Origin of the sequence: Streptomyces sp. NBC_01012 (assembly GCF_045162755.1) — a bacterium.
Lineage (GTDB): Bacteria > Actinomycetota > Actinomycetes > Streptomycetales > Streptomycetaceae > Streptomyces.
Map to the genome: position 1 here is coordinate 592,862 of NZ_CP108688.1, position 13,311 is coordinate 606,172.

The 13,311-nt window shown below is 70.8% G+C and carries 14 protein-coding genes; 8 read left to right on the plus strand and 6 right to left on the minus strand.

Annotated elements, in window-relative coordinates; all coding sequences use genetic code 11:
- Window positions 1-41: 41 nt before the first annotated feature.
- The 4 genes from OG623_RS02575 to OG623_RS02590 are packed head-to-tail and all read left to right on the plus strand — an operon-like array spanning window position 42 to window position 4,888.
- Window positions 42-1,043 (plus strand): carbohydrate ABC transporter permease, encoded by a 1,002-nt coding sequence (locus tag OG623_RS02575; RefSeq protein ID WP_406143893.1) that lies wholly within the window; start codon window positions 42-44, stop codon window positions 1,041-1,043.
- Window positions 1,040-1,915 carry a carbohydrate ABC transporter permease gene (locus OG623_RS02580; protein ID WP_406143895.1) on the plus strand — a complete coding sequence of 292 codons (876 nt, stop codon included), beginning with the start codon at window positions 1,040-1,042 and terminating at the stop codon, window positions 1,913-1,915. The genes OG623_RS02575 and OG623_RS02580 overlap by 4 nt, the downstream gene beginning before the upstream one ends.
- Window positions 1,916-1,967: 52 nt before the next feature.
- Window positions 1,968-2,996 carry a hydroxyacid dehydrogenase gene (locus tag OG623_RS02585; RefSeq protein WP_406143896.1) on the plus strand — a complete coding sequence of 343 codons (1,029 nt, stop codon included), beginning with the start codon at window positions 1,968-1,970 and terminating at the stop codon, window positions 2,994-2,996.
- Window positions 2,993-4,888 (plus strand): DUF2264 domain-containing protein, encoded by a 1,896-nt coding sequence (locus OG623_RS02590; protein WP_406143898.1) that lies wholly within the window; start codon window positions 2,993-2,995, stop codon window positions 4,886-4,888. Before OG623_RS02585 ends, OG623_RS02590 begins: the two co-directional genes overlap by 4 nt.
- A 57-nt stretch (window positions 4,889-4,945) precedes the next feature.
- On the opposite strand, the gene OG623_RS02595 is transcribed toward OG623_RS02590, so the two are convergent.
- From OG623_RS02595 to OG623_RS02615, 5 genes are all read right to left on the minus strand, one after another.
- Complete coding sequence (locus tag OG623_RS02595) at window positions 4,946-5,581, minus strand: lactate utilization protein C (RefSeq protein ID WP_406143899.1); 636 nt, start codon at window positions 5,579-5,581, stop codon at window positions 4,946-4,948.
- The gene (locus tag OG623_RS02600; protein ID WP_406143901.1) at window positions 5,578-7,128 is read right to left on the minus strand and encodes a lactate utilization protein B; all 1,551 of its coding nucleotides are present in this window, start codon (window positions 7,126-7,128) and stop codon (window positions 5,578-5,580) included. The genes OG623_RS02595 and OG623_RS02600 overlap by 4 nt, the downstream gene beginning before the upstream one ends.
- The gene (locus OG623_RS02605; protein WP_406143902.1) at window positions 7,125-7,892 is read right to left on the minus strand and encodes a (Fe-S)-binding protein; all 768 of its coding nucleotides are present in this window, start codon (window positions 7,890-7,892) and stop codon (window positions 7,125-7,127) included. Before OG623_RS02605 ends, OG623_RS02600 begins: the two co-directional genes overlap by 4 nt.
- A 154-nt stretch (window positions 7,893-8,046) precedes the next feature.
- The gene (locus OG623_RS02610) at window positions 8,047-8,784 is read right to left on the minus strand and encodes a FadR/GntR family transcriptional regulator (protein ID WP_406143904.1); all 738 of its coding nucleotides are present in this window, start codon (window positions 8,782-8,784) and stop codon (window positions 8,047-8,049) included.
- An 82-nt stretch (window positions 8,785-8,866) separates the two neighbouring features.
- Window positions 8,867-9,163 carry a DUF3040 domain-containing protein gene (locus OG623_RS02615; protein ID WP_406143906.1) on the minus strand — a complete coding sequence of 99 codons (297 nt, stop codon included), beginning with the start codon at window positions 9,161-9,163 and terminating at the stop codon, window positions 8,867-8,869.
- Between the two features lie 224 nt (window positions 9,164-9,387).
- On the opposite strand from OG623_RS02615, the gene OG623_RS02620 reads away from it, so the two are divergent.
- The 4 genes from OG623_RS02620 to OG623_RS02635 all read left to right on the plus strand — a co-directional run bounded on the left by OG623_RS02620 (window position 9,388) and on the right by OG623_RS02635 (window position 12,815).
- Window positions 9,388-10,341 (plus strand): HAMP domain-containing sensor histidine kinase, encoded by a 954-nt coding sequence (locus OG623_RS02620; RefSeq protein WP_406143907.1) that lies wholly within the window; start codon window positions 9,388-9,390, stop codon window positions 10,339-10,341.
- 2 nt (window positions 10,342-10,343) lie between these two features.
- The gene (locus OG623_RS02625; protein ID WP_406143909.1) at window positions 10,344-11,015 is read left to right on the plus strand and encodes a response regulator; all 672 of its coding nucleotides are present in this window, start codon (window positions 10,344-10,346) and stop codon (window positions 11,013-11,015) included.
- A 69-nt stretch (window positions 11,016-11,084) separates the two neighbouring features.
- Window positions 11,085-11,996 carry a DUF2510 domain-containing protein gene (locus OG623_RS02630; protein ID WP_406143911.1) on the plus strand — a complete coding sequence of 304 codons (912 nt, stop codon included), beginning with the start codon at window positions 11,085-11,087 and terminating at the stop codon, window positions 11,994-11,996.
- A 210-nt stretch (window positions 11,997-12,206) separates the two neighbouring features.
- On the plus strand, window positions 12,207-12,815 hold the full coding sequence (locus OG623_RS02635) for a hypothetical protein (RefSeq protein WP_406143912.1): 609 nt from the start codon (window positions 12,207-12,209) through the stop codon (window positions 12,813-12,815).
- Window positions 12,816-12,824: 9 nt separating this feature from the next.
- Here the strand turns inward: OG623_RS02635 and OG623_RS02640 are convergent, their stop codons facing one another.
- Window positions 12,825-13,253, minus strand: coding sequence for a transposase (locus tag OG623_RS02640; protein WP_406143914.1), 429 nt, complete (start codon window positions 13,251-13,253; stop codon window positions 12,825-12,827).
- Window positions 13,254-13,311 lie beyond the last annotated feature (58 nt).

The following is a 13,311-nucleotide window of genomic DNA, read 5'->3' on the forward strand; positions in this document are numbered from 1 at the left end:
GCGATCCCTATCCCTCCCAGCAGCAGAGGCAGGTGACACCCATGACCAGCGCCACCCCCGTGTCCGCAACCGCGGACGCCCCCGCTCGGCCGTCGCCGGAGAGTCCGGCCGCCACCCCGACGGCGCCGCCGGGCCGCAGGACCGCCCGGCGGCGTGAACTCGGCGCCTGCGGCGCCCTGATGGCCCCGTTCTTCGTCCTCCTGGTGACCGTCTTCCTGATCCCGGTCGCCACCGCCGTCCGTCTGAGCTTCTTCAGCGACGACCAGCCCGGGCTCGGCTTCGGTCCCGAGCGGACGGTCTTCGCCGGGCTCCGCAACTACACCGCCGTACTGACGGACCCGACCTTCCTGAACAGTCTCGGCACCGTCGCGCTGTACTGCGTGGTCTACATCCCGCTGATGGTGATCGGCGCTCTCGCGCTGGCACTGCTGCTGGATTCCGGAGTGGTCCGCCTGCGGGGCACGGTCCAGCTCGCCCTGTTCCTGCCGCACGCGGTGCCGGGCATCATCGCGGCCCTGATCTGGCTGTATCTGTACACCCCCGGGATCAGTCCGGTCATCGGCCTGCTCGGCAGGGCCGACATCACCGTGGACTTCCTCGGGGTGCACATGGTGCTCCCGTCCATCGTGAACATCGCGCTGTGGAGCAACCTCGGCTACAACATGGTCGTGTTCTACGCCGCGTTGCAGGCGGTCCCCCGCGAGGTGATCGAGGCGTCGGTCGTCGACGGTGCCGGCCCCGTCCGCACGGCTCTCCAGGTCAAGGCGCCGCTGGTGCGGTCGTCGATCGTCATGGTCGCGATGTTCACGCTCATCTTCGCGCTCCAGCTCTTCACCGAGCCGATGCTGCTCAGCCAGTCGACCCCGATGATCAGCTCACGCTTCTCACCCAGCATGTACATCTACGACGCCGCCTTCACCCGCAACAACTACGGCCTGGCGGCGGCCGCTTCCGTCATCCTGCTGCTGTGCACGATCGCCCTCTCCTACGGCGTCACCCGCTGGACCAACCGCGCGAACGCAGCCGAGGAGGGCGCCCGATGAGTGCGTCGACCGCAACCCGCACCGCCGCGCCCCTGCGCCCCCGGCTCCTCGGGCGCTCGGTCGTCAATCTGGTGGTCCTCGTCTCCGCGCTGTACACGCTGCTGCCGGTGCTGTGGCTGGTGCTCGCCTCGACCAAGAACAGGGACGCCCTGTTCAGCAGCAACATCCTGTCGCTGACCGACTTCTCGTTCGTCCAGAACCTCAAGGACCTGTTCGCCATGGACGGCGGTCTCTACGGCCGCTGGTACGCCAACAGCCTGCTGTACGCGGTGCTCGGCGCGGCCCTGGGCGCGCTGATCAGCGTCGCCTGCGGCTACGCGTTCGACAAGTACCGGTTCGCCCACAAGGAGAAGCTGTTCGGTCTGGTGCTCGCCGCTGTCATGGTGCCGCAGACCGTGCTCGCCCTGCCGCTCTATCTGATGGCCTCGGGCGCCGGTCTGGTGAACACCTTCTGGGCGGTGTTCATCCCCGTCCTGTTCAATCCGTTCGGGGTCTATCTCGGCCGGATCTTCAGCCAGGGATACGTACCCGACGAGGTCCTGGAGGCCGCGCGGATGGACGGCGCCGGTGAACTGGCCGCCTACTTCCGGGTGGCGCTGCGCATGCTGGGGCCGGGGCTGGTCACCGTGTTCCTCTTCCAGCTCACGGCGATCTGGAACAACTTCTTCCTGCCCATGGTGATGCTCTCCGACCAGAATCTGTATCCGGTCAGTCTCGGCCTGTACTCGTGGAACAGCGCGGCGTCCGTGTCGCCCGAGTACTACCCCGTCGTCATCATGGGCTCGTTGCTCGCGGTGCTGCCCCTGATCCTCGCCTTCGCCCTGCTCCAGCGTTTCTGGCGGTCGGGGCTGACGGCGGGTTCCGTCAAGTAGCCCCGCCGCCCCGCCCGGACCACCCCGGTCCGGACCACCGCACAGGAGAAACATGCCCAGCACTCCCCCCGCACACCGCAGGCCGCGCGCCGCGTTCGCCATGGGAGCGGACGCCGCGGCCGCGGTGCTCGCCCCCGACTCCCTCGCGGCGCTGGCCGAGGTCTGTGACCTCGCGCCGCTGCCCGCGCTCGACGACTTCTCGACCGATGCGGCGCGGACCGTACTCGCGGACACGGAGGTCCTGATCACCGGCTGGGGCTGCCCGCCGATCCACGCGGGTGTCCTGTCCGCCGCCCCCGCGCTGCGGGCCGTCGTCCACACGGCGGGCACGGTGCGCGGCCATGTCACCGACGCGTGCTGGGACAGGGGCATCGAGGTGTCATCGGCCGCGGCGGCCAACGCGCTGCCGGTCGCCGAGTACACCGTCGCGATGATCCTGCTGTCCGGCAAGCGGGTCCTGGAGCGGGCCCGGGACTTCAAGGCCGCCCGTAGGCGCGACGCCTGGCTGGCCGCACCGCCCCAGGTGGGCAACTACGGCCGGGCGGTGGGCATCCTGTCCGCCTCCCTGATCGGCCGGCGGGTGATCGAGCTGCTCCGCCCGTACGACCTGGAGGTGCTCCTGCACGACCCCTACGTCACGGACGAGGAGGCCGCCGGACTCGGCGTCCGCCCCGTCACCTTGGCCGGCCTGTTCGACGAGAGCGACGTCGTCAGTGTCCACACCCCGCTGCTGCCGCAGACCACGGGTCTTGTCAGCCGCGAACTCCTGGGCTCGATGCGGCCCGACGCCGTGCTGATCAACACCTCCCGGGGCGCCGTCGTCGATCAGGACGCCCTCACCGATGTCCTGCGGGCAAACCGGATCCGGGCGGTGCTCGACGTCACCGATCCCGATCCGCTGCCGGCCGGCCATCCGCTGTGGGACTGCGACAACGCGACCATCACCCCTCATCTCGCGGGTTCCCAGGGCAACGAGCTGCGCCGGCTGGCAGATCTGGCCGTCGGCGAGGTCGCCCGCTGGGCCGCGGGTGACGGCTTCGCCCATCCCGTACGACGCGAAAGGCTGGCATTCCTCGCATGACGTCTTCTTCTCCTTTCCGGCTCCCCGCCGACGACCGCACGCGGAGTCCGTACACCGGCTTCACCAGGGCCCACTGGGAGGCGGCGGCGGACGGCCTGCTGGACGCCGCATGGAAGTGGGCCACCCCCGGCCGGGCCCTGCTCGACCTGCCGGGCCGCCCCTCACGCTCGGGGGTCAGGTCCGACGGCCTGGAGGGCTACGCTCGTACGTTCCTCACCGCCGCGTTCCGGGTGGCAGGCGCCGGGGGCGAGGACCCGCACGGCTGGCTGGAGCGGTACGCCGACGGGATCGCCGCCGGGACCCTCTCGCCCGGGCGGGACGACGCCGAGTCCTGGCCGCTGATCCTCGATCACACCGTCTTCGGCCAGCCGATGGTGGAGTCGGCCTCGGTGGCGATCGGGCTGCGGCTGACCCGCCCCTGGCTGTGGGACCGGCTCGACGGCGCCACGCGGGACCGCGCGGAGGAGTGGCTGCGCGGCGCCCTGCGGCACACCCCCGCGCCCAACAACTGGTATCTCTTCCCCTTCTCCGTCGCCGGTTTCCTGGAGTCGGTCGGCCGGGGCGACGCGGAGACGGCACGGGCCAGGCAGCGGGCGCTCGACCTGCTGGAGGGCTGGTACCGCGGCGACGGCTGGTACGCCGACGGGGACGGGCGCGCCTTTGACCACTACAACGGCTGGGCGCTGCACCTGTATCCGGTGCTCGACGCGTATCTGTCGGGCGACGCGGAACTGTCCGCGCTCCACGGCACGCGGCTGAGCGAGCATCTGGAGAGCTTCTCGCTGATGTTCGGCGCGGACGGCGCTCCGCTGCACTTCGGCAGGTCCCTCACCTATCGGTTCGCGGCGGGCGCCGCCGTCGGGATGGGCGCGGTGTCCGGGCACACCCCGCTGGCTCCCGGCGTCTCGCGCCGGCTGATCAGCGGCTCGCTGCGGTACTTCCTGGAGCGCGGTTCGGCCGGGGACGACGGTCTGCTGAGCCTGGGCTGGCACGGCCCGCACGACGCGACGCTCCAGGAGTACTCCGGTCCTTCGTCGCCCTACTGGGCGTCGAAGGCCTTCGTCGGCCTGCTCGCCCCCGCGGAGCACCCGCTCTGGACGGCGGACGAGGAACCCGCCCCGAGCGAGAGCAGGGACCGGGTGCTTTCGCTGCCGTCGCCGGGACTGCTGGTGCAGTCGACACGGACGGACGGCATCGTGCGGCTGCACAACCACGGCAGCGACCACATCAGGCCGCACGAGGGTGAGACCGCGGATCTGTCCGACCCGCTCTACGCACGCCTGGCGTATTCGACGGCCACCGGCCCCACCGCGTCGGCGAACACCGCGGACAACCATCTGTCGGTACGGGTCGCGGGCTCCCGCAGCAGCCGGGTCCGGATCCACCCGCTGGGCGCCGGGCACGGGGACGGCTGGGGATGGGCCGCGTCCTGGCACACACCGGTCTTCGACCGGGGTGCGCCGACGGTGCCGGGGCTGCGCGTGGAGAGCGTCACGGTCGTCCGGGGCGGGTACGAGCTACGGGTGCACCGGATCCTGGGCGCGCCCGCCGGGGCTCGGGCCGAGCTGACGGGCTGGGCGACGGACCCCGGGGGTGCGGTGCGTTCCGCGCTGCACGGGCTGCACGGCTGGCCCGACCAGGAGGACGTACGGGCCCCGCAGGGCACGGCGTTCACCCGGTGGGCGGTGCTGCCCCGGCTGGGTGCCGATGTGGAGGGGACCGAGGTGCTGGTGGCACTGGCCTCGCTCACCGCCGATGCGGACTCAGGGCCGCTCGACGCGGCGGTGAGCGCGGTGGATGTGAACGCGGAGCGTGTCGCGGTGCGCTGGGCCGAGGACGGTGCGACGACCCGTGTCGGCTTCGGGCCGCTGGAGGTCACCCACGCGTCCTGACGACGGCGTGTACCCGGGCTGACGAAGAACGGCGTGAGTCGGAACCACAGGCCGGGGTCAGGCGTCGGTACGGATCACCACGACGAGGGTGCGGGGGCCGTGGACGCCTTCCACCCGCTCCAGTTCGATGTCGGACGTGGCCGAAGGCCCGCTGATCAGGGTCGTCGGCCTCTCCGGCACCAGCCGTGCGACGGCCTCCGGGACACCCGGCACGACCGAGGACAGGTCGACGACACACACATGCAGGTCGGGGACGAGGGACAGCGCACGCCTGCCCTGGTCGGGAGATCCGTCCAGGAAGATCGTGCCGGTCTCCGCGCAGCTGACGGCGGAGGCCGTCACCACACCGTCCAGCGCGTCGAGGCCGGGTGCGGGGATGTCCGCGGAGTCCCGCTGGACCTCGCCGTCGTAGGCGGTGAGCCACTGCTCGTCCAGACCGTCCGGAACCCCGATCCGCCGGGCGCCGCGCTCGCGCAGGATGTCGGCGACCACCTCGGCCGTGCGGCCACGGGTGCAGGTCCTGACCTGTGCCTTGTAGTCGACGAGCCGGTCGGTCAGGAGCGTGAGGAGTTCATCGTCCGGAAGGGTCCGGCCCGTGCGGTAGTCGCGGGGGATCTCGCCGCCGGGGGTGGGCGCGAGGGCCAGGGCGTCCCTGATCCTGCCCAGCACCGTGTCGCGTGCGGTGGTCGTCACTGCTCCTCCTGCTGGTCGTCGGCGCGCCGGGCGGCGCCATCCGCCGCGGCTTCGCGCAGGGTGTTCCTGCCGTCGGCCGAGGCCAGCCAGGCGCGGAAGGACTGCTTGGGCGGTGCGGCCGTGTCGCGGCTGTCGCTCCAGCCGTCGAACGGTGCGGGCAGACGCGAGAGGGTGCGGTCGCGTCCGCCGACACCGACGGAGCGGCTGAGGGATGCGGCCTTCTGCGCGGCCGTGTAGATCCTGGGCGACTTCATCACGGTGGCCGCGGCCTTCATGGCGAGCTTCTCCGCCGTGGTTCCGGACTGTTCGGTGTGCTGGTGGCGCAGCTCGACGAGCATCGAGGGGATGTCGATCTTCACGGGGCAGGCGTCGAAGCAGGCGCCGCAGAGGCTGGAGGCGTACGGCAGCGAGCTGTTGGGGTCGCCCTTGGCCGCGTCCATCCCGGCGAGCTGCGGGGTGAGCACCGCGCCGATCGGCCCGGGGTACGTCGATCCGTACGCGTGCCCGCCGGCCCGTTCGTACACGGGACAGACATTGAGACAGGCCGAGCAGCGGATGCAGTTCAGCGCCTCGCGGCCGATCGTGTCGGCGAGCGCGGCGGTGCGGCCGTTGTCGAGGAGGACCAGGTGGAAGTCCTGCGGCCCGTCGCCCGGGGTCACACCGGTCCACAGCGAGGTGTACGGGTTCATCCGCTCGCCGGTCGACGAGCGGGGCAGCAACTGGAGGAAGACCTCCAGGTCCTGATAGCGCGGCAGGACCTTCTCGATGCCCATCACGGTGATGAGGGTGTCGGGCAGCGTCAGGCACATCCGGCCGTTGCCCTCCGACTCGACCACGGTGAGGGTGCCGGTCTCCGCGATGCCGAAGTTGGCACCCGAGACCGCCACCTTGGTGGTCATGAACTTCTCGCGCAGATAGGCGCGTGCCGCTGCGGCCAGGTGTGCGGGCACATTGTCGAGATCCGGGTCGATGTCGGGGATCTCGTCGAGGAAGATCTGCCGGATCTCGTCACGGTTGCGGTGGATCGCGGGCACGAGGATGTGCGAGGGCTTGTCGTCGGCGAGCTGCACGATGAGCTCGGCCAGGTCGGTCTCGTACGGGGTGATGCCTTCCGCTTCGAGATGCTCGTTGAGCCCGATCTCCTGCGTGGCCATCGACTTGACCTTGATGACGTCGCTGCTGCCGGTGTCCTTGATCAGCCGGGTGACGATCTCGTTGGCCTCGACGCCGTCGCGCGCCCAGTGGACGGTGCCGCCGCGCTCGGTGACCTTCTCCTCGAGCTGTTCCAGCAGCTCGGGCAGGCGGTTCATGGTGTCGGTCTTGATGGCGGAGCCGGCGTCCCGCAGCCGTTCCCAGTCGGGGAGTTCACCGGTGACGTTGATGCGCTTGGCGCGGATGGTGCGGGTGGCACGCCCGAGGTTGCGGCGCAGTTGCTCGTTGCGTAGCTCGTCGTGGGCGGCCTCGGGGAACGTGCGCTCCCCTCGCAGGTTCCCGGTTCCGTACGGGGAGCGGGGCGGGGCTGCGGGCATGCCGAGGAACGTGCTCATCGGGCGGCCTCCATCAGGGCGTACGGCGCGGTGCGGGTGGAGCCGAGGATCTGGGCGAGATGCAGGGTGCGGGTACCGGACCTGATCCGGGAGAGCCCGCCACCGATGTGCATCAGACAGGAGGAGTCACCGGCGGAGCACACATCGGCCTTGGTGTCCGCGATGTTGCGCATCTTGTCCTGGAGCATCGCGGTGGAGGTCTCGGCGTTCTTCACGGCGAAGGTTCCGCCGAAGCCGCAGCAGGAGTCCGCCTCGGGCAGCTCCACGAGGTCGATCCCCTCGACGGCGCGCAGCAGCCGCAGCGGCTTGTCACCGACGCGCAGCATCCGCAGGGAGTGACAGGTGGGGTGGTAGGTGACGCGGTGCGGGAAGTACGCGCCGACCTGGGTGACACCGAGGACGTCGACCAGCAGCTCGGAGAGCTCGTACGTCTTGGCCTTGACGGTGGCGACCCCGGCGCGCAGCGCGGCGTCCCCGTACCGCTCGGCGACGATCTCGTGCTGGTGGCGGACCGATCCCGCACAGGAGCCCGACGGCATGACGACGGCGTCGATCGAGGCGTCGCCGAACTGTTCGGCGAAGTTCCGCACGAGCGGGACGGGTTCGCGCTGGTAGCCGGTGTTGACGTGCATCTGGCCGCAGCAGGTCTGACCCGGCGGGAAGACCACCTGATGGCCCAGGCGGGCCAGCAGCACCGCGGTGGATTTCACCGCCTCGGGGAAGAGGGTGTCTCCCAGACAGGTGGCGAAGAGTCCGATACGCATGGGACCTCCCCGGTCGCTTATGGTCCGACCATACTAGCCTCGGTCCGAGCGGGGAAGTCGCCGGACGCGCCCGGCGGCACAACAAAGCGGAACGGGAGCGGGGACGGTGCACACGCACCGTCCCCGCCCCCGCTTCCGTTCCACCCCTGTCCCGCTACGTGGTGGTGTCGTCGCTCTCCTCGACCAGCGTGCCGTGCAGCCCTCTGATGTGTTCCTCGACCAGGTCCGCCGCCTCGCCACCCCGGCCTTCACGCACGAGGTGCAGCAGCCGTGTGTGCTGCGCGTTGAGGGCGCCCGCCGTCTCCGGCCAGTCCTCAGTCCGCTCCAGGGCCCGGAGGATCAGCGGGCGGACGGACTCCCGCACGGCCGAGGTGAGCGTGGAGGTGAGCGCGTTGCCCGAACTTCCGGCGATCAGCACATGGAAGCGGGTGTCGAGGTCGTTGAACTCGGCGACTCCCACATCGGGCTCCCCCATCCGCCGGACGAGCTCCCCCGCGGCGTCGAGGTCCTCGTCCCTGGCGTGCCGGGCCGCGACCTCCCAGCTCGACCGCTCCAGCACGACACGCGCTTCGAGCACGTCGTGCAGGCTGTAGCTGCCGAGCGCGAAGTGCAGGCGCAGCAGCCGGCCGAGCGCGTCGTCCGGGTTGCGCACGATGCGCGCTCCGGAGTCCGGGCCGCGGCCGGGCTGGGCGACCAGGACACCGATGGTCTCCAGCACCCTGAGCGCCTCGCGCAGCGCGGACCGGCTGACGCCGAGCACGGGCGCCAGCTCCCGCTCGGGCGGCAGCCGGTCGCCCGCCCTCAGCTCTCCGGCGAAGACCCGTTCCTCGATGCTCTGGAGCACCAGCTCGTGGGTGCGGGACTGCCGTACGGGTTGCCACTCGACGGGCATCCGCTACTCCCTGCTCCGGGCGATACTCATGATCCGACTATGTCACACAGCACGTGTGGTCGGACCAAAGCCCGAAGGCACCTCAATGGAGACGCGGCACCCCGCCCCGTGGCCCCCGACGCCTGGGTTCGACGGACCTGCGCTGGGGGTCGAGGAGCTGTGCGGCCATCCCCGCCACCACCAGGCCGGCCGCGATGAGCAGCCCGTGGCCGATGAAGATGCCGGCCACCAGACCGATGACTCCGGCGGCGAGCCACAGCAGCGTGCGGCTGGAGCGGAAGCGGCGCGGAGCGCCCCGGCCCGGGGCGTCGGCGCGTTCGGGGTGGTCGGCGCGGAGCCCGTCCTCGATGGCGCGCAGCCGCTCGTCGTAGTGGGGCATGGTGACTCCCTCCCGGATCGGAACCCCGTAGGGTCCGACTCCATCGTCGGTCCGGGCCGGGTGCGGGGAACATCGGGACTGACACCCATCTTCGAGGGGGTCGGCCATGCAGATGGGCCATGGAGGGGCCCACGGCGACGAGCGAGACCGTGCGCGGCCTCCCGACCGGCGATAGTAGAGGAAGGTCACCCACCCGCGTACCGTCCGAAGGAGGCCGTGCGGTCTTGTCCCTGTTCTGGCGCATCTTCCTGCTCAACGCCGCGGTGCTGGTCGCCGCCGGGGCCTTGCTGCTGCTCGGCCCGATCACGGTGTCCGCCCCTGTGGTGCTGACCGAGGCCCTCATCATGGCCGGCGGCATGACCCTGATGCTGGGTGCGAACGCCCTGCTCCTGCGCCTGGGACTCGCCCCGCTGCAACGGGTCACCAGGGCGATGACGACCATCGATCTGCTGAGCCCGCGGCCCCGCCCCGAGGTCGCGGGCGAGGGGGAGGTCGCCGCCCTGATCGAGACGTTCAACAGCATGCTCGACCGGCTGGAGGCGGAGCGCGCGACGAGCAGCGCCCGGGCCCTCAACGCCCAGGAGGCCGAACGCCGCCGGGTCGCACAGGAGTTGCACGACGAGGTGGGCCAGACCCTGACCGCGGTGCTGCTGGAGCTGAAACGGGTCACGGGCCACGCCCCGGAGCCGCTGCGCGATGAGCTCACCCACGTCCAGGAGATCACCCGGGGCAGCCTCGACGAGATCCGCCGGATCGCGCGGCGGCTGCGCCCCGGGGTGCTGGAGGAGCTCGGTCTGGTCAGCGCCCTGACGGCACTGACCACCGAGACGCCGACGCCGAAGGGGCTGACGATCAGACGCCGGACGGAGAAGGATCTGCCCCCGCTCGGCGAGGAGGCGGAGCTCGTCGTCTACCGCATCGCCCAGGAAGCGGTCACGAACACCGTCCGGCATGCCGGAGCCACCCTGCTCGAAGTCTCCCTGCGCCGCAGCCCCGGCGGGGTGGAGCTGCGCATCCGCGACGACGGCCGGGGCCTCGGGGACGCCCCGGAGGGCGCGGGCCTGCGCGGGATGCGTGAACGCGCCCTGCTCATCGGTGCCACACTCACTCTTGGTGCCGGTGCGACGGGCGGCACGGACGTACGCCTCGATGTGCCCGTACGGAACGGAAGCGCCTGACCATGTCTCACACTCCCACCGGCTCCGGGAAGACCCGCATCCTGCTCGCGGACGACCACGCCCTGGTCCGCCGGGGCGTGCGGCTGATCCTCGACGGCGAACCCGACCTCCAGGTCGTCGCCGAGGCGGGCGACGGCGCCGAGGCCATCGAGATGGCGCGCGCGGAGCGGCCCGACCTGGCCGTCCTGGACATCGCCATGCCCCGGCTGACCGGCCTCCAGGCGGCCCGCGAGCTGTCCCGGGTCATGCCGGAGCTGCGCATCCTGATGCTCACCATGTACGACAACGAGCAGTACTTCTTCGAGGCGCTGAAGGCCGGCGCCTCCGGTTTCGTGCTGAAGTCCGTCGCCGACCGTGATCTCGTCGAGGCGTGCCGCGCCGCCATGCGTGACGAGCCGTTCCTCTACCCGGGTGCGGTCACCGCCCTCATCCGGAACTATCTGGACCGGGCCAGGGACGGCGGCGACGTTCCGGACCGGGCGATCACCGAGCGCGAGGAGGAGATCCTCAAGCTGGTCGCCGAGGGCCACTCGTCGAAGGAGATCGCGGGGATGCTCGTGATCAGCGTCAAGACCGTCGAGCGGCACCGGGCCAATCTGCTGCAGAAACTGGGGCTGCGCGACCGCCTGGAACTCACCCGGTACGCGATCCGGGCCGGCCTGATCGAACCGTAGGGCCGGGGCCCCGCACATCGATGCTGTGCGTTTCATAGGATTCTCACCCAGTTCGCTTACGGTGCTCTGGTGACCCAGACGACCCCGCCCGGCTGGCATCCAGACCCCGGGCACTCAGGAAACGGCCCCGTCCAGGAACGCTGGTGGGACGGGAGCCACTGGACCGACCAGCTCCGGATATCTCCCGCGACGGTCAGACGCCGTCGCATACGCATCGGCGCGGGTATCGCCGCCGCCGTCGTCGTGCTCGCGGCCGTCGGTGGCGGCGGCTATCTGCTGGGCGACAACGGGGACGACACGAACGGCTCCGCGGCCACGGCGCCCGACCCATCGGGGAGCCCTCGCCTCCCCGGCGCCCCGGACAACGGCGGCCAGGGCGACGGCGGCCAGGACGGCGGCGGGGGCGGGGAGCAGAGCCCCGACCAGCAGCTGCCGCAGACGGAGGAGGGGTACGCCACCGACGCGGCCAGCGGGATCAGCATCCCCGTACCCGACGGCTGGACCGGCAGGTCGGGCGCGGTCGGCGCGGGCCTGACGACCGGCGAGTACGCCTGCCCGGGCGACGAGTCCCAGACGTGTGTGCTCGGCGGGGTGTCCTCCGCGCCCGCCCAGGCTCTGGAGATCGAGGCGACGACGGCCAAGGCCGCGGCGACTGCCGACATCAAGGTCAACGCCGAGCAGTCGTACGGCGACAAGGTCTACGGCGGCATCACCTCGCACGAGCAGCTCAAGTCCGAGGCCGTCACGGTCGCCGGGCAGAAGGGCTATGTGGTGCGCTGGAAGGTGGTGACGAAGAACGGCGACGACGGTTACGTCGAGTCGCTCGCGTTCCCCTCCCCCAACATCAAGAGCATGCTGGTGGTCGTCCGCTCCGGCTTCGACATCAACGCCAAGGCACCGAAGCTCTCGGTCCTGGACGACATCACCAAGGGCATCAAGGAAGCGAAGGGGTCGGGCTCCGGTACCGGCGAGACCGCCTGACGTCCCCGACACCGCCCGAGGCCGTACCGGAGATTCCCGGTGCGGCCTCCGCTCGGGCCGTCCGACAGCTTCACATCGTGCCCGCATCAACTCGTGGCGCGAGCGGCGGCCGATCCTGGGCCGTGTATTGAAAGTGGTCGGTAGCGACCTGTGGGGCATGTTCGAGAACCCTGTAGCTGCGCGTATCGCGGACCTGCGATGGTGTCCGTCATGGATTTCGAGCCGCGCACTGATCTCGCTCGTCACTATGACTCAGGGGGCTGGTTGACTCGGTTCGCGGGTCGGATGCTTGTGGTCTGTCCGCGATGCGAGGGCCGTGCTCTCGTGATCCCTCGGCCTGGCCTTCCTGATCCCAAATACTTCAGCGAGCTCCTGTTCCAGCCGCGTCGTCTGGTTTGTGGGGGGTGCGGTGCCGTCGCCGACTGGAAGCCTGAGGTGCAGGGGGCCGGTCTGGTCGGCGTGGTGCTGGGTGGTAGTGAGGATCCGTTCTTCCAGCGGCCTCTGTGGCTGCAGACCCGTTGCGCCGGTCACATCTTGTGGGCCTACAACGAGGAGCACGCCGACGAGCTGTCCGCCTATGTCGGGGCGCGCTTGCGAGAGCGTGCCGACGTGCGCCCGACGATGTCGATGTTCGCTCGGCTGCCGGCGTGGATGAAGGTGTCGGACAATCGCGCGGAGGTGCTGGCCGGTCTGGAGACGCTGCGGACGCTGGCCGAACGCATGGCGCCTGCCGACCGCTCCGATGCCGCGCACGGGCGCGGTGACCGTCCCCGGGCGCACAGGAGTATGTACTTCCGGGGCGGCCCGTATGAGTCTTGAAAGCCCTGGCTACGGCCATTCGTTGATGGCTGCGACCAGCACGGTTGCTTCGTAGCGGACCGCGAGCTTGTCGTACCGCGTGGCGGCAGCACGGTGTCTCTTGAGCCGGTTGATCCCACACTCGACCGCATGGCGCTCGCGGTGGTCGACCGGGTCGAAGTACGGCGGCCGGCCGCCGCGGGAGCCGAGCTTCTGGCGGTCGCGCGCCTGGTCGGCCTTGTCCGGGATGGTGCAGTGGATCCCCCGGCGCCGCAGATAGGCGCGGTTCTTGCGGGAGGCGTACGCCTTGTCCGCGCGGACCCGGTTGGGGCGGACTCGTGGCCGGCCCGGACCGATGCGGGGCACGCGGACCTTCTCCAGCACCGGTTCGAACTGCGGCGAGTCCCCGCGCTGCCCCGCTGTGACCACGATCGACTTGACTCGACGCTCAGGTCCCACGTGATCTCTCCCTTCGCGTCGACCAGGGCCTGGAGTTGGGTGAGGATCCGGTGCCGAG